Source organism: Stappia sp. 28M-7, assembly GCF_014252955.1.
In the GTDB taxonomy this organism is placed as follows: domain Bacteria; phylum Pseudomonadota; class Alphaproteobacteria; order Rhizobiales; family Stappiaceae; genus Stappia.
Genome location: NZ_JACMIA010000001.1, coordinates 504,378 through 521,568, shown reverse-complemented (window position 1 = coordinate 521,568; position 17,191 = coordinate 504,378). Strand labels below are relative to the sequence as shown.

Below are 17,191 nucleotides of genomic sequence, written 5' to 3'. Positions count from 1 at the left end.
GGGCCGGGTTCTGCAGTTTCAGGGGGCAGTCCTGCGCCGGAACCGTGCAGGGCCGCCACAGGCCTCCGGAGCGCTTGCGTTTCCCGGCGGCTTTGCCTATAAGCCCCTGTCCCGAGCCGCCCGGCTTCACGGGACCGGTCGTGTTACGACCGGAGCCCGCGACAAAAGGGCATGCCGTGGCGGCTCATAAAACGGCTTCCAACAACAACCGGCGGATCAGCACTGCCGGGTCGAGAAAGGATGCAAAATGCCCAAGCTGAAGACGAAGTCCGGCGCCAAGAAGCGCTTCAAACTGACCGCGACCGGCAAGGTCAAGACCGCTCAGGCGGGCAAGCGTCACGGGATGATCAAGCGTTCCACCAAGTTCATCCGCAACGCGCGCGGCACGACCACTCTGGCCGAGCCCGATGCCCGCATCGTCAAGAAGTTCCTGCCCTACGGCTGAGCCTGACGGCGTTCTAGACTTTTCAAGGAGTTAAATCCCATGTCGCGTGTCAAAAGGGGCGTTACCGCCCACGCAAAGCACAAGAAGGTCCTCAAGGCCGCCAAGGGTTACTACGGTCGTCGCAAGAACACGATCCGCGTCGCCAAGCAGGCTGTCGAGAAGGCCGGACAGTACGCCTATCGCGACCGCAAGGTTCGCAAGCGGAACTTCCGTTCGCTCTGGATCCAGCGCATCAACGCCGCTGTCCGTGAGCACGGCCTGACCTACGGGCGCTTCATCGACGGCCTCAACAAGGCCGGCATCGAGATCGACCGCAAGGTCCTCTCCGACATCGCCATCCGTGAGCCGGATGCGTTCAAGGAGCTGACCGAGAAGGCGAAGGGCGCCCTCGCAGCCTAAGGCGCGAGCGTTCGTCTGCACCGCGCAGACCACACGGTTTCGAAGGGCGCGCCGGCCAACGGCGCGCCCTTTTTGTATGCCCGGACGGCGTGCCGGAACTTGAGAAATTGCGAGACGGATTTTGCAAAATCCCGTCTCAATATCGGCGTTCCGCGTCTCAATCGTCGCAATCTCGCCAAATCGCCCGCGTCTGCGCAAACGGGGATAGGGCGGGGACAAGTGCGCGCGGCGGGCGCTGGGGGCACCGCCCGGGCCTGCCTGCCGGGCCGGGTGCCCGCCTCGCCTATATCCCCGCGCGCCGCGTCGCTAATCCCCGGCCAGCATCGCCGTGATATGGTCGAAGACGATCCGGATGCGCCGGCTGGTGTGCAGCTCGCGGTGGGTGACCAGGAAGACCGGAACGGGAATCGCGGGAAGCTCGGGCAGCAGGCACTCGACCTCCGGCGCGAGGCGGGCGACCTCCTCGATCATGGCGCCGACCCCGAGCCCGGCGCGAACGTAGTGCCAGGCGACAACGCCGTTCTCGCTGACGAGCGGGAAGCTGTCCTGGGTCAGCGACAGGCCCTGGGCGTTGAGCGCCAGGCGAAAGCGCTCGGAGCGCTCGAAGCCGACGAAGGGCCAGGCGGACAGCGCGGCGGCATCGCGCGGCGGCCCGCCCCGGCGGGCGATGAGATCGCGCGACGCGTAGAGCCGGGCCTGCATGTCGGGCATCCGGCGGGCGATCAGTTCGCCGTCCTGCGGCTCGACATGACGGATGGCGATGTCGGCCTCGCGGCGACGGATGTCGCGCAGGCTGTTGGTGGCGACGATCTCCAGCGACAGGCCGGGCGCGGCCTCGCGCAGGCGCTCCAGCACCGGCGGCAGCAACCAGGCGGAGATGACGTCGCTGGCGGTGACGGAAACCTCCCCTGCCACCGCCTCGACCCGCCCGGAGGCGGCAAGCGAGACGCGGCCCGCTGCCGCGCCCATGGCGCGGGCGTGCTCCAGCAGCTCCAGCCCCGAGCGCGTCAGGCTGAGGGAGCGGCCGACCCGCTCGAACAGGGCAACGCCGAGCTCCTGCTCCAGCGCGGCGACCTGGCGACCCAGCGTCGGCTGGGTCAGCCCGAGGATGCGGGCGGCGGCGGAAAGCGAGCCTTCCTCGGCGGTGACGAGAAAGGCGCGCAGGCGGTTCCAGTCGAAGTTGGCGCGTGAATTCATGCAAAAACGTATAACGACGCTGCGTTTTTATGCAATTTCATTTGGTTTTTGGCCGCGCTACATCGAAAGCCGGGCGGCAAGGGGCCGCCCCGGCACCAGCGGAGCCACGAGATGCGCAGGCAGGACGACTTCTGGGACAAGGCGGCCCGCAAATATGCCGCCGACCCGATCAAGGACGAGGCGTCCTACCGGCGGACGCTGGAGGCGACGGCCGCGCGGCTGATGCCGCAGGACCGTGTGCTGGAGGTCGGCTGCGGCACGGGCACGACGGCCTTGCAGCTGGCCGCAGGCACGGGCAGCTATCTCGGCACCGACATTTCGGCGCAGATGATCGCCATCGCAAACGAGAAGGCGGCGGCCGCAGGGGCCGGAAACCTCTTCTTCCGCAAGGCCAGCGTCATGGAGGCCGGACAGGCGGAGCTGGACGCCGGCGCCCCGCCCTTCGACGCGGTGCTGGCCTTCAACATGCTGCATATGGCGGAGGATCTGCCGAAGGCGCTCGCCGCGTTGAAAGCACGGCTGAAGCCCGGCGGACTGCTGATCTCCAAGACCGTCTGCCTGAAGAGCTGGGGCTGGTACATGCTGCCGCTGATCAAGGCGATGCAGCTGGTCGGCAAGGCGCCGCATGTCGGCTTCTTCACCATCGCCGAGCTGGACAAGGCGGTGGTCGATGCCGGCTTCGAGATCCTGGAGGCCGACCTGCACCCGGCCTCGCGCAAGGCGCGGTTCCTGGTGGCACGGAAGGTCTGAGGCGCAAAGCGCGCCCTAAACGGTGCCGAGAAACCGGTCGAGCAGCGCCTCGGTGGTCTCGCGCACGGCCTGACGGGCCATGTCCGGCGACAGGCGGGCGATGTCGAGCAGGGCAACGTGGAATGACGCACCCCAAGCATGATATGGAATTGAGGCAGTTCGTTCGGTGGGGGCGAAATTGAGTTCCGAAGAAAATATCGATCTCTTAAAGAGGCTTGTAATCGCGCACGCCGATTTGCAAACCGCCCTGAGTGCGATTACCTTTTTGAATGACGAAGTTGATGATGGCGCAAAATATTCAAAAATCGAACTCCGAAAGATTAAATGTTTTGAGACTGCTTTTATTATTTCATATGGGCGAGCATTCACAAACAGTAAAGGGCGCTACCAAAATCTTCCGTTGAAAAGAATTGGCGTAAAAATTTCTGACAATGAAAAAATAATGCACAGACGAATAATTGACCTTAGAAACAAGGTGTACGCACACTCAGACGAGAACTTCGCGCATGTCCGCCTGGATATTCACAAGCGTAACACTAATGAATTTACGTACCATATTCCGCATCTACAGTTTGATGAAGGATTGGTTTTTCACGATTTCCGGGACCGTCTTGAAGCAATGGATCTTATCCGAAAAATAATGCACCATCTTCTTACAAATATAAATGAATTCGCTCAAAAAAATCCAGGGATCTCTCTTTATCTAAGGCCCGTACAGAATTGATCTTTTGAGATTTCTGCAGAGTAGTCATTACTAGAACTCAAGTCCCTTCTGCATTTCGTCGATGATCTCGAACCAGATCGCTCCTCCTCACGGCGCGCCGAGAAACCGGTCGAGCAGCGCCTCGGTGGTCTCGCGCACGGCCTGACGGGCCATGTCCGGCGACAGGCGGGCAACGTCGTCGAGCGCGATCATCGCCTCGGTGCCGGTTGCCGCCGACAGCGCGCCGACCAGAACGGCAAGACGGTCCGCCGGCAGGGCGGGCCGGACCTCGGACAGGGCCTGCCGGTACATGGCGACACGGCGGGCCCCGCGACGCGTCGCCTCCCCGCCCCCTTCGGCCAGCCAGCAATCGAGATTGCGCGCCAGGAACTGGCGGAAGGCCGCCTCATGGGCAAGCGCCAGATCGAACATGTAGAGGCTGACGGCCAGCACCTTCGCACGCGGGGTGTCGCAGCCCTGCACGATCTCCGCATAGTCGCGCACCTCGACCGCAAGGCCCGCCTCGGCCGCCAGCACCGCCGGATCGGAGAAGTAGCGATAGGCCGTCGCCTTGGAGATGCCGCTCTCGGCCGCCGCGGCCGTGACCGTCACCGCTTCGCCGCGCTCGATCAGGGCACGCGCACCGGCAAGGATCGCCTCGCGGGTGCGGTTCTTCTGGGACGTGCGTTCACGAGTTGCCACTCTGATTCCTCATAATAAGACACTTGTCTCATAAAAAGACTTATGTATCATAAGGCCATTCCAACTCTCTCACAAGTGGAGGACAGGCCGTGGCAGACACTCGCGCCAGAACGTATGAGACACTCGGCATCTTAATGAAATTTCATGCCTTTCCCGGCGACACGCTGGGCAAGTACTGTCTGGTGGAAGCCGTGGTGCCGCCGGGACTGGGCGCCCCGCCGAACCATCATGCCGGCGAGACGGAAGCCTTCTACGTGCTGGAAGGCGAGATCGAATTCATGGTGGCGGGCGAGACGCGCGTCGCCGGGCCGGGCAGCCATGTGCCGATTCCCGACGGGGCGGTGCATGCCTTCACGGCACGCGGCACGACGCCGGCACGGGTGCTGATCCTGAACGCGCCGGGCCACATGCACGAGCGGTTCTTCACGGAACTGGGCACACCGGTGGCCGAGGGGACGGCAGCGCCCGCGCCGATGGACGGACCGCCGGATGTGGCGAAGGTGATGCAGGTGGCCGGCGCGACCGGCATGACCATCCTGCCGCCGCCGGCCTGACGCGCATCAGGTCTGAGGCCCGCCGTCCTCAGGTGCCGGACGGCGCGGGACGCAGGCACAGGGCCGCTTCAAGGCCTGGGGCGCGATTCTCGATGAGGAGACTGCCGCCCCAAGCCTCGGCGATCTCCGAGACGATGGCAAGGCCGAGACCCGCGCCGCTGCCGCCGGCAAGATCGAGCCGGCCCCCGCGTGCGGTGAGCCCGCCGATCAGGTCCGCCGGAATGCCCGGCCCGTCGTCCCGCACGGCGAGCCGGACAAGGCCAGGCGCCTCCCCGCCCTGCTCGCCCGGAGCCTCGTCCAGGGTGAAGCGCACCCGGGCGACAGCGTGGCGGGCGGCGTTTTCGGCCAAATTGCCGAGCGCCTCGGCCAGATCGTCGGGATCGATGGCAAGGCGCGCATCCTCGGCAATCTCCACCTGCCAGTCGAGCCGGGAACCGGCCGGCGTGCGCGAGACGACGGCAACGACGGCGCGTGCCACAGCGGCAGGGGCGGCCGTTGCCGTACCCCGGCCGGAGGCGAGGCGGGCACGGGCAAGCTCTCGCTCCACATGACGGCGCATCGACAGCGCGACGGTTTCGATCTCGGCGGCGATCTCGGTCTCACCCCGCGCCTGCAAGCGCTCGACATCGCCGGCAAGCACCTGCAGCGGGGTGCGCAGGCCATGGGCAAGGTCGCCGGCCCGGGCGCGGGCGCTCTCCACCTGCGCCTCGCGGGCGGCAAGCAGGCCGTCCAGCTCGCCGGCGAGCGGGCGGATCTCGTCGGGAAAATCGTCGCCCAGACGCGCGCGGCGACCGGAGCGGATGGCGGCCAGTCCGTCGCGCACGGCCGCAAGCGGCCGCAGGCCGACGGAAACCTGCGCGACCGCAGCGGCCATCAGGAACAGGGCGAGCACGGCAAGATAGGGCGCAAGATCGAGGCCGAAGGCGCGCGTCGCCTCGTCGATCTCGCGCCGGTCGATGGCAACGGCGACACGAACCGGGGTACCGCGCAGTTCGACCACCCGCTCCAGCAGCAGGAGCTGGGTGTCGCCGGGACCGGCAATCGTGTGGCGATGGGGCAGCGGATCGCCCTTCTCCTCCGCCGGCAAGGCCAACTCGACATCCCAGAGCGAGCGCGAGCGCTGGATGGAGCCCTGAAGCACCCCCTGGCCCGCATCTTGGCCCTGATACTGCCAGTAGAGGCCGGAAAGCGGCACGGCAAAGCGCGGATCGCCGGGCGGGCGCACGAGAACCAGCGCGCCGTCGGGAGCGCGGTCGAGGCCGGCAACCAACTGGTCAAGATGGACGGACAGCTCCTGGTCGATGCGCCGCTCGACATGACGTTCGAACAGCACCAGGAGACCGGCGGCGGCGAGCGCCAGCGCGGCGAGCACAGAGACGGCGCCGGCCAGGATGAGGCGCAGGCGCAGCGAGCCGCGCCGTCTTGCGCCCCGCGAGCGGGAAGGCGGCGTCACGCGGGCGCGTCCGAAACGAGATAGCCGAAGCCGCGCCGGGTCTCGATGGCATCCGGCCCGAGCTTGCGGCGCAGCCGCGCCACCACCGCTTCCAGCGCGTTGACGTCGCGGGCATCGTCGTCGCCGTAAAGATGCTCCAGCAGCTCGGTCGGCGGCACGACCCGGCCCTTGTGGTGCATGAGATAGGCGGTGAGGCGGTATTCGAGCGGCGACAGGGCGAGCGGCACGCCATCGCGGGCAACCCGCATCTGCCGCGTGTCGAGCATCAAGGGGCCGGCGGCAATGGCGGGGGTGGCAACCCCGACGGAGCGGCGGATGAGCGCGCGGACGCGGGCGACCAGCTCCTCCATGCGGAAGGGCTTGGCGAGATAGTCGTCGGCGCCGGCATCGATGCCCTCGACCCGCTCGGCCCAGGCGCCGCGGGCGGTCAGCACCAGCACGGGCATGGTGCGCCCGGCGCCGCGCCAGCGCTTGAGCACCGACAGTCCGTCGAGAACGGGAAGGCCGAGATCGAGCACGACGAGGTCGAAATCCTCCGTGTCGCCGAGGAACCAGGCGTCCTCGCCGTCGGCGGCACGCTCGACCACATAGCCGGCGGCCGTCAGCGCGGCCGCGACATCGCGGGCGATGCGCTCGTCGTCCTCCACCAGCAGAAGCCGCATCAATCGTCCTCGATCTCGATGATGCGGGCGGTGGCCGCGTCCACGGTGACCTCGCGCACGCGCCCGGACGGCATCACCATCTTGAGCTCGTAGACATAGCGGCCGTCGTCGCGCTCGAAGTCAACATCCAGCACCCGGCCGCCTATGCTGCTTTCGACGCTGGCGAGAATTTCAGACAAGGGGCGGATCTCGCCGGAGCGCAGCAGGCGGCGGGCGCGCTCGTGATCGTCGTCGTCGGCGATCGAGACGACCGGCCATGCGCCGGCGGCCAGAACGGGCAGCGCTGCGGCAAGGGCAAGGAGGAAACGGCGGCGGGTGGGATGTGCGGTCATGACCTTCCCCCTGTAGCGCAACGATCCTGACAATTGCCTGACGAGGCGCATCGGCGAGGCGTCAGGGCGGCCCGGGCATGATGGCGACATTCGCGGTTCGACAGCGGGCCGCGGCACCGCAAAGACAGGAAGACCATCATGAAGAAGACCCTTGCCATCGCCCTCATCGCCCTTGCCGCCGCCCCGGGCCTGGCCCTGGCCGGCGACGACGACGGCCGCAACCGCTGGGGCATCGACGCCCCGCGCGACCAGTGGATGAGCCTTGCCGACGTCACCGCCAAGATGGAAGCCGCCGGCTACACGATCCGCGAGGTCGAGATCGACGACGGCGTCTACGAGGTCGAGGGCCACGACGCCAACGGCGTGCGCATCGAGGCCGACGTGCATCCGGTGACCGGCGAGATCCTGCGCCGGGACGACACGCGCGGCAAGCGGGGATGAACAGCCCCCTGAACCAGGCGGAAACGGACGGCGCGATGCCGTCCGTCACGCCGGCTGGCGCGGATGCGGCCCCGGAAGCAGGCGGGACCGTGCGGGTCTGGGATCCGCTGGTGCGCCTGTTCCACTGGTCGCTGGTGGGGGCTTTCGCCCTCGCCTATGCGACGGCGGAAGAGGTGCAGCAGGTGCACGAGATCGCCGGCTACACCATCGCCGCGCTGCTGGCCCTGCGCATCATCTGGGGCTTTGCCGGCCCGCAGCATGCGCGCTTTGCCGACTTCGTGCGCCCGCCGGGCGAGGTGCTGCGGTTTCTCGCCGACAGCCTGCGGCTGAAGGCGCGGCGGCACCTGGGCCACAATCCGGCCGGGGGAGCCATGGTTCTGGCGCTGATCGCGGCCATCGCCGGCATCTGCGTCACCGGCTACATGATGGAGACGCTGGCCTATCGCGACGCGAGGTGGCTGGAAGAGCTGCACGAGGTGCTGGCGAACGGCACGCTTGCGCTGATCTTCCTGCATGTGGCCGGCGTGCTGCTGGCCAGTTTCGAGCACCGGGAAAACCTGGTGGCAGCGATGTTCACGGGCCGCAAGCGCGCCTGAGACCTGCGATCCCGCCCGCCCTGCTCCTCGCCGACCTTACAAAGGCCAGACGAGGAGCAGCGTCGGCACGGCCACCGCCGCCACGATCAGCTCCAGCGGCAGGCCGAGGCGCCAGTAATCGCCGAAGCCGAAGCCGCCCGGCCCCAGGATCAGCGTGTTGTTCTGGTGGCCGATGGGGGTGAGGAAGGCGCAGGAGGCGCCGATGGCCACCGACATCAGGAAGGCATCCGGGTTGACGCCGAGCGTCGCCGCGATGCCGATGGCGATGGGGCACATGACGGCCGCCGTCGCCGCGTTGTTCATGACATCCGACAGGAACATGGTGACGACCAGCACCATCGCCAGCGCTGCGACGGGGTGGCCCTGCGCCAGGGTGCCGACCAGGAAGGTGGCGATGAGCTCGGCCGTGCCGGTCGCCTCCATCGCCCCGGCAACGGGAATGAGGGCGGCGAGGAGCACCACCACCGGCCAGTCGACGGCGGTGTAGACCGAGCGCAGCGGCACCGTGCGCAGCAGCATGGAGGCCAGCACGCCGGCGGCGAAGGACACGGCCGCAGGCAGCAGGCCGATGACCGTGGCGAGGATCGACAGGCCGAGAATGCCGGCGGCGAGCAGCGCCTTGCGCTTGTCGGGAATGCGCAGCTCGCGCTCGGCCAGCGGCACGCAGCCGGTCTCCGCCGCGAATTCGGCCAGCACGTCGGCCGGTCCCTGCATCAAGAGCAGGTCGCCCGACTGCAGCTGCAGGGTGCGCAGGCGCGAGGTGGAGCGGCGGCCGTTGCGCGAAACGCCGAGCAGGTTGACGCCGAAGCGGCTGCGCAGGGCAAGGTCGCGGGCGGAGCGGCCGACCAGCGGCGATTCGGGCCGCACCACCAGCTCGCGCAGCACCACTTCCTCGGCTTCCGTGTCGCGGCGGACCTCGCGCGCGTCCGATTCAGCGGAGCCCTCGCTCGCCTCGCTCTTGTCCGCGTCCGTCTCGCTCTCCTGCGGGCTTTCCGGCTCGACCGGTTCGGGCTCCGGCTCCAGCGCCACGTCGCCGAGGCTCGCGGCCTCGTCGATCTCGCGGCGGCGTTGCTCGTCTTCCTCGCGCCGGGCCTCCTTCTCGCGCACGCGCTCCTTCTTCTCCAGTTCCTCGTCGCGCGCCTTGACCTGCTCCTCCAGCTTGAGGTCGAGCTTGGACAGCGCCTCGGCGATGCCCTCGACATCCGCCTCGAGCACCAGGACGTCGCCGCCCTGGACGCGGCGGTTGCCGCGCGGGGCGCTGACCCTGAGGCCGCCGCGCACCAGGCCGACGATCTGGGCATCGGCCTTGTCCAGCTCGGCCTCGATCTGGTGCAGGTTCATGCCGTCGGCCTTGCCCTTTTCCTCCACCCGCACTTCCGTCAGGTAGGAGCCGACCTCGAAGGCCTCGCCGGCGGCCGCGCGGGTGACCGGCACCAGGCGCCAGCCGACCGTGACGATGAAGGCAAGGCCGGCCAGCGCCACGGCAAGGCCGACAGGCGCGAAGTCGAACATCGAAAAGCTGCCGCCGCCCCCGCCGGCGGAGGCACGGAAGCCCGAGACGATCAGGTTCGGCGGGGTGCCGATCAGCGTCGTCATGCCGCCGAGAATGGTGCCGAAAGCGAGCGGCATCAGCATGCGGCCGGGCGTCATGTCGAGCCGGCGGGCGAGCTGCAGCGCCACCGGCATCAAAAGGGCCATGGCGCCGACATTGTTCATGAAGCCGGAGAGCGCGGCGCCGAGGCCGGTCAACGCGGCAAGGCTGAGCGTGCGCCCGGCGCTGTCCGGCAGCACGGTGCGGGCCAGCACATCGACCGCGCCGGAGGTCTGCAGGCCGCGGCTGAGCACCAGCACGCAGGCGACCGTGATTACCGCCGGATGGCCGAAACCGGAGAAGGCCTCCTCGGAAGGAACCAGGCCGGCGGCGACACAGGCGATGAGCGCGCCCATCGCCACCATGTCGTGACGCAGACGGCCGGACAGGAAGGCGGCCATCGCAAGAGCGAGGATAACAAGGATCGCGATCTGGTCGCCGGTCATGGGCTGCTCCGAAGGGTTGCTCCAGAAAACTGTTTAGCGGCCCGAAGGTTGCACGGAAACACGGGAAGTCGTGACGCCGCGTCAGGGAGGCTTTACAAGCTCGTCAGAATTACTAGTTTTCTTCCGCAAAAGCACCGGGAGGGATCCATCGCCCCCTCTCGTTGGGGAGAACAGTGCGGGAGGCAAGGTGAGGGATACGATGAAGACCGGCCAGAAGCTGAAGGCCGGATGCGACTGCGCGATCTGCGGCACGCGCGAACGACGGATCGTCTCGCTGGTGGGGCGCGGGTTCCAGAAGCTGACCACCGTGATCTGCACCGGCTGCGGCCTGGTGCACAGCCATCCGATCCCCTCGCCCGAGGAGCTGCAGCGGTTCTACGCCGACGACTACCGCAAGGCCTACAAGGGCACCCACAAGCCGAAGCTCAAGCATGTCTACCGCTACGCCCCGGGCGCGTATCAGCGGGTGGCGCAGCTGGCCGCGCTGGTCGGCCCGCAGCAGCGCCGCTTCCTCGACATCGGCTCGGGCAGCGGCGAGATCCTCTACATGGCGCGCAAGGCGGGCTTCGAGGTGGCGGGCGTGGAGCCGAACACCGGCTATGCGGACTACACGCGCGAAGAACTCGGCCTGCCGGTCCAGAACTGCAACTACGAGCAGGCCGACCTGCCGCGCGAGCATTTCGACATTCTCAACCTGAACCACGTTCTGGAGCACCTGCCGGACCCGCTCGCCTCGCTGCGCTTCCTCAACACGCTGCTGCGGCCGCAAGGCATCCTGTGCGTTGCCGTGCCCGACATCTCCCAGGCCAGCCACGCGCCCTGGACCCGCTTCCACTACGCCCATATCCACAATTTCAGCCACGAGACGTTGAAGGCGATGGTGCTGAAGGCGGGCTTCGAGATCCTGCCCGAAAGCAGCAGCAGCACGACGCTGATCGCCCGCAAGACGGGGGCGGCGTTCTGCGACATGCCGCGCCCGATACCGGCGAACTACGAGATGCTGTGGAAGACGCTGACGGCGGAGCATGCGGGCGTTGCGCATGTGACCGGCAAGCGCGGCATCGTCCGGCTGCTGGGCAAGCTCTACCGCTATCCGCGCGACCACCTGATGGGCCGGCTGATGGGCTCACCGCGCCGCATCCTCGACAAGGTGCACGCGCGCATGTGCGAGACCTACGGCACCTTGATGACCTTCGTCATCGCCGCCGTGTGAGGCCGGACGGCGCAAACGGGCGGGTCCCGTGTCGCGCCGGCGGCTATGCAACGCGGGGCAACTGACTTAAGAGGGCCAGCGGAGGGACGGGCTGACAGGACGAGGCCGGCAGAACATGGACGAGAGCGGCGACACGGGCGCGGCGGGAACCCCCGCAACGGCTCCCGATACAGCTCCCCAACCAGCTCCCGGCACGCTGGCGCTTTTCGATGCGCAGGCGGGAACGGCGCTGCTGTTCGACCGGCCGCGGCGGATCATCGCCTGCCGGCAGGTAAGCGAGGTCGAAGCCGCACTCGCCGAGGCCGAAGCGGCCGCGCGCGCGGGCTTCCACGTTGCCGGATACATCGCCTATGAGGCGGGCTTCGCCTTCGAGGACAAGCTGCGGCCGCTGGCGCCGAAGGACCCGGCGCTGGAGCTCGTGCGCTTCGGCGTCTATGAGGCGGCCGAGCAGCTGGGTATGGGCGAGGCGCTCGAGCGGATCGGTGCCGGCGGCATCGCGCAAGAGGGATGCGGGCGAACGGATGCCCGTGTCGACGGCTTCGAGCTGACGCGCGAGGAGTACGATGCGGCCTTTGCCGCCGTGCGCGGTCATCTCGCCAAGGGCGATATCTACCAGGCCAACCTGACCATGCGGGCGCGCGGGCAGATCACCGGCGAGCCGGCGCGGCTGTTCGCCCGGTTGCTGCTGTCGCAGCCGGTCGGCCATGCGGCATACCTGCGCACAGACACCCATACCGTGCTGTCGCTGTCGCCCGAGCTCTTCCTGGAGCGACGCGGCACGCGCATCGCCACGCGGCCGATGAAGGGCACGGCACCGCGCGGGCGGGCGGACGAGGAAGACCGGCGGATCGCGCGGGCGCTCGCGAGCGACCCGAAGTCAAGGGCCGAGAACGTGATGATCGTCGACCTGATGCGCAACGACCTGTCGCGCATCGCGGAAACGGGAAGCGTCGAGGTGCCGCGCCTGTTCGAGGTCGAGCCCTATGCGACGCTGTTCCAGATGACCTCGACCGTGGAGGGCGAGGTCCCGGCAGAGACCGGGTTCGCCGCCTGCATGCGCGAGCTGTTTCCCTGCGGCTCGATCACCGGAGCACCGAAACTGTCGGCGATGCAGATCATCCATAGGCTGGAGAGCGGTCCGCGCGGGATCTATACCGGCGGCATCGGCCATCTGGAGCCCTCCGGCGACTTCCGCTTCAACGTGGCGATCCGCACCCTGGCGGTGGAGGCGGACGGCCGGTTCGAGGCCGGCGCGGGATCGGGGCTGGTGTTCGATTCCGCCAGCACACCGGAATACGACGAGTGCCGGCTGAAACTCGCCTTCCTGGAGCGACGGGCGCCGGACTTCTCGCTGTTCGAGACGATGGCCTGGCACCCGGCGGAGACCGGCGATCCGCTGGGCGGATATCTGCTGCTGGAGCGACATCTTAGCCGGCTCATCAACAGCGCCGCGCGGCTCGGCTTTCCGCTCGATGTGGAGGCCGGGCGGGCGCTGCTGGCAGGCCGGGCCGGCGCTTTCGAAGGGCCGCGGCGGGTGCGGCTGGAGCTGGCCGGCAGCGGAAAGCTGTCACTGGAAGACCGGGAGCTGCCGCCGGCTGTCTCGCGCTGGACGGCGGTGCTCGCCGACGTGACGATGGCGGCCGATGATCCGCTGCTGCTGCACAAGACGACGCGGCGCGAGACCTATGACGGCACGCGGGCGCGGCTTTGCGCCGCCACCGGCTGCGACGAGGTGATCTTCGCCAATGCCGAGGGTTTTCTGACCGAAGGAAGCTTCACGAACCTCTTCCTCGCGCGCGGCGGCCGGCTGCTGACGCCGGCGCTGCGGCACGGGCTGCTGCCGGGCACGCTGCGGCAGGCGCTGCTGGACACCGGGCGCGCGGTGGAAGCGGACCTGCGGCCCGAGGACCTGGCCCGCGCGGACAAGATCTATCTGGGGAATTCGCTGCGCGGGCTGGTGGAGACGCGGATCCAGTCGCGGGCAACGCTGGCCGCCGGCTGATCACGGATCACGGGCCCGGCCGGGTCCCGGTCCGGGGCTGGTGCCGCATCCGCGCCTTTGCCTTCGCCCCTGCCTTCGCGCCCGTCCGCATCCGCAGGCTCGCCCCGCACGATCTGTGGCCGGAAGTCGCCTTTCACGAGGCGGGCATACCGGTCGCCGGCCAGATGGCGGCGGAACGGGCTTTGCCGCAGCAGCGCCTCGCGGTGGGACAGTGCCGGGGCCGGCGCATCGGCCTCCCCCTGACTTTCGTCCCGCATTTCGTCCCGCATTTCATCTCGCGTTTCGACCTGCACTTCGTCCCGGCTGTCTGCCGGCGTGCTCTCCGGCACGGGCCGTGCGGCGGACTCCGCCGGATCGCGCGACCTGGAGGCGGAGGGCCAGGGCAGGATCTCCAGTTCCGGCCAGGCGGCCTTCATCCGCAGCGCCTTGTCCATGTAGGTCGAGGCATTGTCGAGCACCGGGTTCGGCACCAGCCGCATGGCGAAGATGTCGGCGAGGCCGAACGGGGCGGCGAGCGACAGACGGCCGTCCGCCTCCAGCCGCACGGCGACCGAATGGGTGCGCGCGGCATAGTTGACCAGCGCCTCGTCGGTGCAGGAGAGCGGCGGATAGTCGATGCCGTGCTTTTGCCGGAACCACAGGGGCACGCGCGCCTGGTTGCGGATCTCCACCGGGGCCGGCAGGGCGGAAAAGCGCGGGCGGGCACGGGTGATCACCCGGTCCTCGGCCTCGTAGCTGGTGTCGGCGCCGTCGAAATAGAGCAGATCGAAATCGCGGATGCCATGGCCGGCGGGACGGCCGGTCAGCGCGTTCCAGACGGTCTGGTAGATGGCGCCGCTGGCCAGACGCCAGTCCGGCAGGGCAAGGCCGCGAGCGATCCGCAGCACCCGCATCACCACCGGATCGGTGCGCAGGATGAGCTCCAGGATCCGCCTGCGGTCGTCCTCGCCCGTCAGCGAGGGATCGCCCAGCGTGGTGCGCCCGAAGGCAAGGCCCTGGCCAAGGGCGGGAGGCACGGCATGCGCCGGCTTCATCGCATGACCCTCTCCTGATGCGCAGGCAGTCTCGCGCCGACGGCAATGCACGCGCACGCCGATCGCCGCAGGCGAATACGCCGCGCGTCGCCCCCTTGCCCGCAAGGATGAAGGGCACGCCCGCGCGGCGCAAGTCCCGTGATGGCCGCCGCCCGATCCGGGGCGGCAGCACAAGCGGCAGGCGCCGACGTCAGCCGCGCAGGGTGCCGCCGGTCGCCTTTTCCACCGCGGCGCGGATCTTGGCGCCGACCGCGTCGATCTCCTCCTCGGTGAGGGTGCGCTCGCGCGGCTGCAGCGTCACGTCGATGGCCAGCGACTTGTGGCCCTCGGCAACGCCGGCACCGCGATAGACGTCGAACAGCGTGACATCGCTGATCAGGGTCTTCTCGGCGCCGCGCGCGGCCTTGAGCAGCCGGTCGGCGGTGACCGCCTCCTCGACTACGAAGGCGAAGTCGCGGCGCACCGGCATCAGGTCCGAGGCGGCGAAGGCGCCCTTGGAACGGCTGGCCTTGCCCTTGGGCAGCGGCACCGCGTCGAGATAGACCTCGAACACCGCGAGCCGGCCGTCGAGATCGAGCGCCCGGGCGATGCGCGGGTGCAGCTCGCCGAAGCGGGCCAGCACCGTCTTGGGGCCGAGGCGCAGCTCGCCGGAGCGGCCCGGATGCAGCCAGGGCGCGCTTTCGGAGAAGACCATCAGCTTGTCGACCGGCGCGCCGATGGCGGCCAGGACCGCCTCGGCATCCGCGCGCGCGTCGAACACGCCGACCTGGGGCGCGTTGCCGGCCCAGTGGCGGTCGGCACCGGTCATCACCGCGGTGCCGCGGCGCAGGCCGGCGGCGACCATCGACTGTCCCTGCGGCGTGTCATCGGCAAAGACCTGGCCGACCTCGAACAGGGCGACGTCCGGATAGCCGCGATCGGCATTACGCTGCGCCGCCGTGGCCAGACCCGGCACGAGGCTGGGGCGCATGTCCGACATGTCGGCGGAGATCGGGTTGGCAAGGCGCAGGACGGACGAGCCGCCGCCGAAGGCCTCGGCCTGATCCTGCGGAATGAAGGACCAGGTGACTGCTTCCTTCATGCCGCGCACGGCCAGCGCCCGGCGGGCCTGCGAGCGGCGGACCTGCGCCGGGGTGAGCATGCGGCCGGCAACGGTAGCCCCGCGCGGCAGCGGCGTGGAGGCAACCGAATCGAGGCCGACGATGCGCACGACCTCCTCGACCAGATCGGCCTTGCCGTGGACATCCGGGCGCCAGGACGGCGGGGCGACGCGCACGGTGTCTCCCGTGCCGGTGACCCAGAAGCCGAGACGGGTGAGCACGCCCTTGATCTCGGCCTCGGAGAGCTTGAGACCGGACAGGCGCTTCACCTCGGCATAGGGGAACTCGATGCTGCGGTCCGTCTCCGGCACGGCGCCGGCGAGCTTCACCTCGCTCGGCGTGCCGCCGCACAGGTCCATGACCAGGCGGGTGGCAAGCTCGAGGCCCGGCACGCAGAAGGCGGGATCGACGCCGCGCTCGAACCGGTAGCGGGCATCGGTGTTGATGCCGAGCCGGCGGCCGGTGCGGGCGATGTTGGTCTCGTCCCACAGGGCCGATTCGATGAGGACGTCGGTGGTCTCGTCGGTGCAGCCGGACAGCTCGCCGCCCATGATGCCGGCCAGCGATTCCAGGCCGTTGTCGTCGGCGATGACGCAGATGCCGTCGTCCACCTTGTAGGTGCGTCCGTCGAGTGCGAGCAGCTCCTCGCCCTCGCGGCCGCGCCGCACGACGAGGTCGCCCTTGACCTTGGCCGCGTCGAAGACGTGCAGCGGGCGACCCCGGTCGAAGGTGACGTAGTTGGTGATGTCGACCAGCGCGTTGATCGGGCGCAGGCCGATGGCCTTCAGCCGCTTCTGCATCCACTCCGGCGAGGGGCCGTTCTTCACGCCGCGCACGAGGCGCAGGGCGAAGGTCGGGCAGAGCGGGGGCGTGTCGCCGAATTCCAGCCGCACGTCGACCGGGCATGGGCCCTGGCCCGGGATCTGGGCCGGGCGGTTTTCCTTCAGCTTGCCGAGGCCGACGGCCGCAAGATCGCGGGCGATGCCGGACACGCCGGTGCAGTCCGGGCGGTTCGGCGTCAGGCCGATCTCGATGACCGGATCGTCGAGCCCGGCATAGGCGGCGTAGGAGGTGCCGACCGGGGCGTCGTCGGGAAGGTCGATGATGCCGTCATGGGCGTCGGACAGCTCCAGCTCGCGCTCGGAACACATCATGCCGAAGCTCTCGACATCGCGGATCTTGCCGACGGACAGGGTCACGTCGATGCCGGGCACATAGTCGCCCGGGCGGGCAAGCACGCCGACGAGGCCGGTGCGGGCATTGGGCGCACCGCAGACGATCTGCAGCGGCGGCTGGCCGTCGCCGGCATCGACGGTGAGCACGCGCAGGCGGTCGGCATTGGGGTGCTGGCGGGCCTCCAGCACCTTGGCGATGGTGAAGGGCTTGAGGCGGTCGGCCGGGTTGGCGACATCCTCGACCTCCAGACCGACGCGGGTCAGCGCCTCGACGATCTCGTCGAGGGTGGCGTCGGTCTCCAGGTGTTCCTTCAGCCAGGACAGGGTGAACTTCATGGTCTTGCGTCTCTTCGAATGTCTTGGCGGGACCGGCGCGGCGGGGCTCCGCGCGCCGGT

At 68.7% G+C, this 17,191-nt stretch carries 17 protein-coding genes; 9 read left to right on the top strand and 8 right to left on the bottom strand.

Annotated elements, in window-relative coordinates; genetic code table 11:
- Nucleotides 1-247 precede the first annotated feature (247 nt).
- Both rpmI and rplT read left to right on the top strand, forming a co-directional pair.
- Nucleotides 248-445: a 50S ribosomal protein L35 gene (rpmI, locus tag H7H34_RS02365; RefSeq protein WP_120270265.1), complete on the top strand. Its 198-nt coding sequence runs from the start codon at nt 248-250 to the stop codon at nt 443-445.
- Nucleotides 446-484: 39 nt separating this feature from the next.
- The gene (gene rplT / locus H7H34_RS02360; protein ID WP_120270266.1) at nt 485-844 is read left to right on the top strand and encodes a 50S ribosomal protein L20; all 360 of its coding nucleotides are present in this window, start codon (nt 485-487) and stop codon (nt 842-844) included.
- 306 nt (nt 845-1,150) lie between these two features.
- Here the strand turns inward: rplT and H7H34_RS02355 are convergent, their stop codons facing one another.
- Nucleotides 1,151-2,041 (bottom strand): LysR family transcriptional regulator, encoded by an 891-nt coding sequence (locus tag H7H34_RS02355; RefSeq protein WP_120270267.1) that lies wholly within the window; start codon nt 2,039-2,041, stop codon nt 1,151-1,153.
- A gap of 111 nt (nt 2,042-2,152) precedes the next feature.
- On the opposite strand from H7H34_RS02355, the gene H7H34_RS02350 reads away from it, so the two are divergent.
- Both H7H34_RS02350 and H7H34_RS02345 read left to right on the top strand, forming a co-directional pair.
- Nucleotides 2,153-2,791, top strand: a complete 639-nt coding sequence (locus H7H34_RS02350; RefSeq protein ID WP_185924119.1) for a class I SAM-dependent methyltransferase — start codon at nt 2,153-2,155, stop codon at nt 2,789-2,791.
- A 178-nt stretch (nt 2,792-2,969) separates the two neighbouring features.
- Nucleotides 2,970-3,515 carry a hypothetical protein gene (locus tag H7H34_RS02345; RefSeq protein WP_185924118.1) on the top strand — a complete coding sequence of 182 codons (546 nt, stop codon included), beginning with the start codon at nt 2,970-2,972 and terminating at the stop codon, nt 3,513-3,515.
- An 87-nt stretch (nt 3,516-3,602) separates the two neighbouring features.
- Here H7H34_RS02345 and H7H34_RS02340 read toward each other — a convergent pair whose 3' ends face one another.
- Complete coding sequence (locus tag H7H34_RS02340) at nt 3,603-4,196, bottom strand: TetR family transcriptional regulator (RefSeq protein ID WP_185924117.1); 594 nt, start codon at nt 4,194-4,196, stop codon at nt 3,603-3,605.
- 134 nt (nt 4,197-4,330) lie between these two features.
- Between H7H34_RS02340 and H7H34_RS02335 the strand changes: the two genes are divergently transcribed.
- Nucleotides 4,331-4,750: a cupin domain-containing protein gene (locus tag H7H34_RS02335; protein ID WP_185924116.1), complete on the top strand. Its 420-nt coding sequence runs from the start codon at nt 4,331-4,333 to the stop codon at nt 4,748-4,750.
- A gap of 28 nt (nt 4,751-4,778) precedes the next feature.
- Here H7H34_RS02335 and H7H34_RS02330 read toward each other — a convergent pair whose 3' ends face one another.
- The 3 genes from H7H34_RS02330 to H7H34_RS02320 are packed head-to-tail and all read right to left on the bottom strand — an operon-like array spanning nt 4,779 to nt 7,197.
- Nucleotides 4,779-6,203, bottom strand: a complete 1,425-nt coding sequence (locus tag H7H34_RS02330; RefSeq protein ID WP_185924115.1) for a sensor histidine kinase — start codon at nt 6,201-6,203, stop codon at nt 4,779-4,781.
- Nucleotides 6,200-6,865 (bottom strand): response regulator transcription factor, encoded by a 666-nt coding sequence (locus H7H34_RS02325; protein WP_185924114.1) that lies wholly within the window; start codon nt 6,863-6,865, stop codon nt 6,200-6,202. Before H7H34_RS02325 ends, H7H34_RS02330 begins: the two co-directional genes overlap by 4 nt.
- Complete coding sequence (locus tag H7H34_RS02320; protein WP_199681482.1) at nt 6,865-7,197, bottom strand: PepSY domain-containing protein; 333 nt, start codon at nt 7,195-7,197, stop codon at nt 6,865-6,867. Before H7H34_RS02320 ends, H7H34_RS02325 begins: the two co-directional genes overlap by 1 nt.
- A 138-nt stretch (nt 7,198-7,335) precedes the next feature.
- On the opposite strand from H7H34_RS02320, the gene H7H34_RS02315 reads away from it, so the two are divergent.
- Both H7H34_RS02315 and H7H34_RS02310 read left to right on the top strand, forming a co-directional pair.
- Nucleotides 7,336-7,638 (top strand): PepSY domain-containing protein, encoded by a 303-nt coding sequence (locus H7H34_RS02315; protein WP_120270274.1) that lies wholly within the window; start codon nt 7,336-7,338, stop codon nt 7,636-7,638.
- Entirely contained in the window at nt 7,635-8,234 is a 600-nt protein-coding gene (locus H7H34_RS02310) for a cytochrome b/b6 domain-containing protein (RefSeq protein ID WP_371811341.1), read from the top strand. The genes H7H34_RS02315 and H7H34_RS02310 overlap by 4 nt, the downstream gene beginning before the upstream one ends.
- A 36-nt stretch (nt 8,235-8,270) precedes the next feature.
- Here the strand turns inward: H7H34_RS02310 and H7H34_RS02305 are convergent, their stop codons facing one another.
- Nucleotides 8,271-10,271 carry an SLC13 family permease gene (locus H7H34_RS02305; protein WP_185924113.1) on the bottom strand — a complete coding sequence of 667 codons (2,001 nt, stop codon included), beginning with the start codon at nt 10,269-10,271 and terminating at the stop codon, nt 8,271-8,273.
- Between the two features lie 187 nt (nt 10,272-10,458).
- Between H7H34_RS02305 and H7H34_RS02300 the strand changes: the two genes are divergently transcribed.
- Nucleotides 10,459-11,484, top strand: coding sequence for a class I SAM-dependent methyltransferase (locus H7H34_RS02300; RefSeq protein ID WP_185924112.1), 1,026 nt, complete (start codon nt 10,459-10,461; stop codon nt 11,482-11,484).
- 115 nt (nt 11,485-11,599) lie between these two features.
- Nucleotides 11,600-13,486, top strand: coding sequence for an aminodeoxychorismate synthase component I (gene pabB, locus H7H34_RS02295; RefSeq protein WP_185924111.1), 1,887 nt, complete (start codon nt 11,600-11,602; stop codon nt 13,484-13,486).
- On the opposite strand, the gene H7H34_RS02290 is transcribed toward pabB, so the two are convergent.
- The gene (locus tag H7H34_RS02290) at nt 13,414-14,520 is read right to left on the bottom strand and encodes a nucleotidyltransferase family protein (protein WP_185924110.1); all 1,107 of its coding nucleotides are present in this window, start codon (nt 14,518-14,520) and stop codon (nt 13,414-13,416) included. The genes pabB and H7H34_RS02290 overlap by 73 nt on opposite strands.
- A gap of 190 nt (nt 14,521-14,710) precedes the next feature.
- On the bottom strand, nt 14,711-17,131 hold the full coding sequence (gene pheT / locus H7H34_RS02285) for a phenylalanine--tRNA ligase subunit beta (RefSeq protein ID WP_185924109.1): 2,421 nt from the start codon (nt 17,129-17,131) through the stop codon (nt 14,711-14,713).
- Nucleotides 17,132-17,191 lie beyond the last annotated feature (60 nt).

Bases quoted from the DNA above. Each gene is read 5' to 3' on its own strand.
- rpmI (WP_120270265.1), top strand. From the start codon at position 248: ATGCCCAAGCTGAAGACGAAGTCCGGCGCCAAGAAGCGCTTCAAACTG.
- rplT (WP_120270266.1), top strand. From the start codon at position 485: ATGTCGCGTGTCAAAAGGGGCGTTACCGCCCACGCAAAGCACAAGAAG.
- H7H34_RS02355 (WP_120270267.1), bottom strand. From the start codon at position 2,041: ATGAATTCACGCGCCAACTTCGACTGGAACCGCCTGCGCGCCTTTCTC.
- H7H34_RS02350 (WP_185924119.1), top strand. From the start codon at position 2,153: ATGCGCAGGCAGGACGACTTCTGGGACAAGGCGGCCCGCAAATATGCC.
- H7H34_RS02335 (WP_185924116.1), top strand. From the start codon at position 4,331: ATGAAATTTCATGCCTTTCCCGGCGACACGCTGGGCAAGTACTGTCTG.
- H7H34_RS02325 (WP_185924114.1), bottom strand. From the start codon at position 6,865: ATGCGGCTTCTGCTGGTGGAGGACGACGAGCGCATCGCCCGCGATGTC.
- H7H34_RS02320 (WP_199681482.1), bottom strand. From the start codon at position 7,197: ATGACCGCACATCCCACCCGCCGCCGTTTCCTCCTTGCCCTTGCCGCA.
- H7H34_RS02315 (WP_120270274.1), top strand. From the start codon at position 7,336: ATGAAGAAGACCCTTGCCATCGCCCTCATCGCCCTTGCCGCCGCCCCG.
- H7H34_RS02310 (WP_371811341.1), top strand. From the start codon at position 7,635: ATGAACAGCCCCCTGAACCAGGCGGAAACGGACGGCGCGATGCCGTCC.
- H7H34_RS02305 (WP_185924113.1), bottom strand. From the start codon at position 10,271: ATGACCGGCGACCAGATCGCGATCCTTGTTATCCTCGCTCTTGCGATG.
- pabB (WP_185924111.1), top strand. From the start codon at position 11,600: ATGGACGAGAGCGGCGACACGGGCGCGGCGGGAACCCCCGCAACGGCT.
- H7H34_RS02290 (WP_185924110.1), bottom strand. From the start codon at position 14,520: ATGAAGCCGGCGCATGCCGTGCCTCCCGCCCTTGGCCAGGGCCTTGCC.
- pheT (WP_185924109.1), bottom strand. From the start codon at position 17,131: ATGAAGTTCACCCTGTCCTGGCTGAAGGAACACCTGGAGACCGACGCC.